The 2757-nt window shown below is 75.0% G+C and carries 1 protein-coding gene; it reads left to right on the top strand.

Translation table 11 applies throughout. The features are described from left to right. Positions 1-212: 212 nt before the first annotated feature. The coding region (locus ACFU6K_RS35915; RefSeq protein WP_380670362.1) for a DUF6531 domain-containing protein at positions 213-2757 on the top strand (2545 nt) is incomplete at its 3' end.

The raw sequence follows: 2757 nt of genomic DNA, 5'->3' as shown, positions 1-2757 counted from the left end.
GCAACGTACCGTCCGGCGCGCGGCGGCGGAAAGGAACGGCGGTCCGGTTCCGCCGAGTTTCCGGTGAGCTTCCGGTTCCCTTCCTCCCGGCCGTGTCCGGCAGTGGCCATGATTCGATCCGGCCCCCGGGTACGGCTGTGCGGCATTCCGCTGCGCGTACCGGCTTTCCGGTCGGGCCCACCGGATCTCCCTTCCCCCGAAAGGTGCCCGAGGTGGCCGGTCCCGCTCGCGTCGTCCGTCGGTTCGGTGCCACCCGCCTCGCCTCGGTGCTGCTCGCCGGCGCGCTGCTCGCCGCCGTGGTGCCGGGCCTCGCCCCGCCCGGCGGCCGGCCCGGCGCGGCCGACCGGGTCGACGCGGCGGCTCCCCGGCAGCACTGGGGAACGGCCGAGGCGGGCGGCACGGACACCACCGGCCCGGCCAACCAGGCGGCCGCGGTGTCGGAACAGGCGAAGTACCCGCCGGTGCGGCTGCCCGGGGCCGCGCCGGACCGGACGAGTGCCGAGCAGGTCGCCGCACCCCCGGCCACGGTGACCGGGTACGACCCGAAGACCAGCCAGGAGCTGCCGCAGGCCCGCGGGCGCAACGAGGTCACCTTCCGCAACACCGACGGCACGCTGACCACCCAGTACTCGTCGGCACCGGTCAACTACCGGACGCCGGAGGGAGCCTGGGCCCCGATCGACACCACCCTGCGGCCCGTCGAGGACACCCGGGGAGGCTGGCGCAACACCGCGGACTCCGTGCGCACCGAACTGCCCGCGACCCTCGCCGACGGCGGGCAGGCCCTGCTGCGGTACGACGACACCCATGCGCTGACCCTGGGCGTCACCGACGCCGCACCGGCCGCGGGCGCGGCCCGGGGGGACCGGGTCGAGTACCCACAGGTCCGCCGCGACGCCGACGTCCGGTTCGCGGCCCTGCCCGGGGGCCTCGCGGCGGAACTGCGGCTCGACTCCCCGGACGCGCCGGCCGAATGGACCCTCCCGTTGCGGCTCACCGGGCTGACCGCCAAGGCCGACGGCGACGACCTCGCGCTGTTCGACGAGGGCGGAGCGCGCCGGGCCGGAATCCTCACCGGTCTCGCCGAGGGCGCCGGCGGACGTGCGGCCGACCGCGCGGCCGGTGTCGAGCTGGTCGGGTCCACGGGCCGGCCGGCCCTGCGGATCAAGGTCGACCGGGGCTGGCTGGCCGACCCGGCCCGGGAGTTCCCGGTCACCGTCGCCGTCGCCGTCGACGCCCCGGCGAGCAACTCGAACATGGTGGTCGCCGACGGTCGGCGGGTGAACGACACCAACACCCTGCGGGTCGGGCGCAACGGAGGCTACGCCGCGAGCTACCTCGCCTTCGACGGCCTCACCGACCCGGCGAATCCGGGCAACATCCTCGGGCACAAGGTCTTCGGCGCGCAGCTCTGGCTGGTGAACTACGACGCCCCGTCCTGCGCCGCGCAACCCGTCACCGTGCACGCCGTGACCGAGCCGTGGGGCGCCGGGCCGACCGGCTCCCCGGCCTTCGGCGACGCCCTCGCCTCCGCCTCCTTCGCCCACGGCTCGATAGCCCCGGGCTCGTCCTCCTCGGCGTGCCCCACCACCGGCGAGGGCATGGACCTCGGCGTCGCCGGGCGGGACACCGTGCAGGGCTGGGCCGGCGGCGGGGCGGGGGCGAACTTCGGCCTGGTCGTGCGGGCCCCGGACGACCCCGCGGCCTGGAAGACCTTCACCGGCCTGCGCACCGCGAACGCGCCCCGGCTCTTCGTCACCCACACCCCGTACAACGCCGAGTACCGCATCGACGACCCGGTGCCGCACCCGTACGTCACCGAGGGCAGCAGCGGCTCGGTCAAGATCACCGCGACCAACCGGGGCGCCCGGCCGTGGACCGCGGCCGACTACGCGCTCGCGTACCGGGTGTACACCGCGGACGGCGCGCCGGTCGACTCCCGCGAGGCGGCGCCGATCCCCGCCGGCACGACCGTCGACCCCGGTGCCTCCGTCACGTTCGACGCGAGGATCCACTCCGAGCCCGGCACCCCGGGCAGCCCGGACTTCCACCTCACCGCCGGCACCTACCTCATCGACTTCACGATGATCCGGCGGAACGTCGCCAACTTCATCGACGAGCAGATCCCCCCGGCCCGCATCCGGCTGGAGGTCTTCAAGGTCCCGCCGATCCTGACCGATCTGTACCCGCCCAACGGCTACTCCGGCCCGACGCTGCGTCCCGCCCTGTGGGCCCGGGGCATCCACGCCGTCCCCGGGCAGGGCGACCTCCAGTACAAGGTCCAGATCTGCGATCACAAGACGGACGGCAACCCCGCCAACACGGACCCCGGCTGCGTCGACTCCGGCCTCCGGTCCGACCCGACCTGGACGGTCCCGGCGGGTGCGCTGAGCTGGAACCGCACGTACTGGTGGCACGGCTGGGTGCACGACTCACAGGGCTACAGCCCCGCCACCGACCCGGTGGCGCTGCTGACCTCGGTGCCGCAGCCCGAGATCACCTCCCACCTGGGAGGCGGCTCCGACGACGGTGCCGGGCTGGACCTCGACCCGGCCACCGGCGACTACCTCTCCGCCGCGGTGGACGCCACCGTCGCGGTGGTCGGCCCCCCGCTGACCGTGGCCCGGACGTACAACAGCCTCGATCCGCGCCGCGGCGGACTGTTCGGCGCCGGCTGGTCGACCCAGTACGACCTGCGGCTGACCCCCGACGCCGACGGGTCCGGCAATGTCGTGATCACCCACCCCGACGGCCGGC

Origin of the sequence: Kitasatospora sp. NPDC057512, from assembly GCF_042802135.1 — a bacterium.
In the GTDB taxonomy this organism is placed as follows: domain Bacteria; phylum Actinomycetota; class Actinomycetes; order Streptomycetales; family Streptomycetaceae; genus Kitasatospora.
Note: the sequence above shows the minus strand (reverse complement) of the source record. Positions and strands in the feature narration are given on the sequence as shown.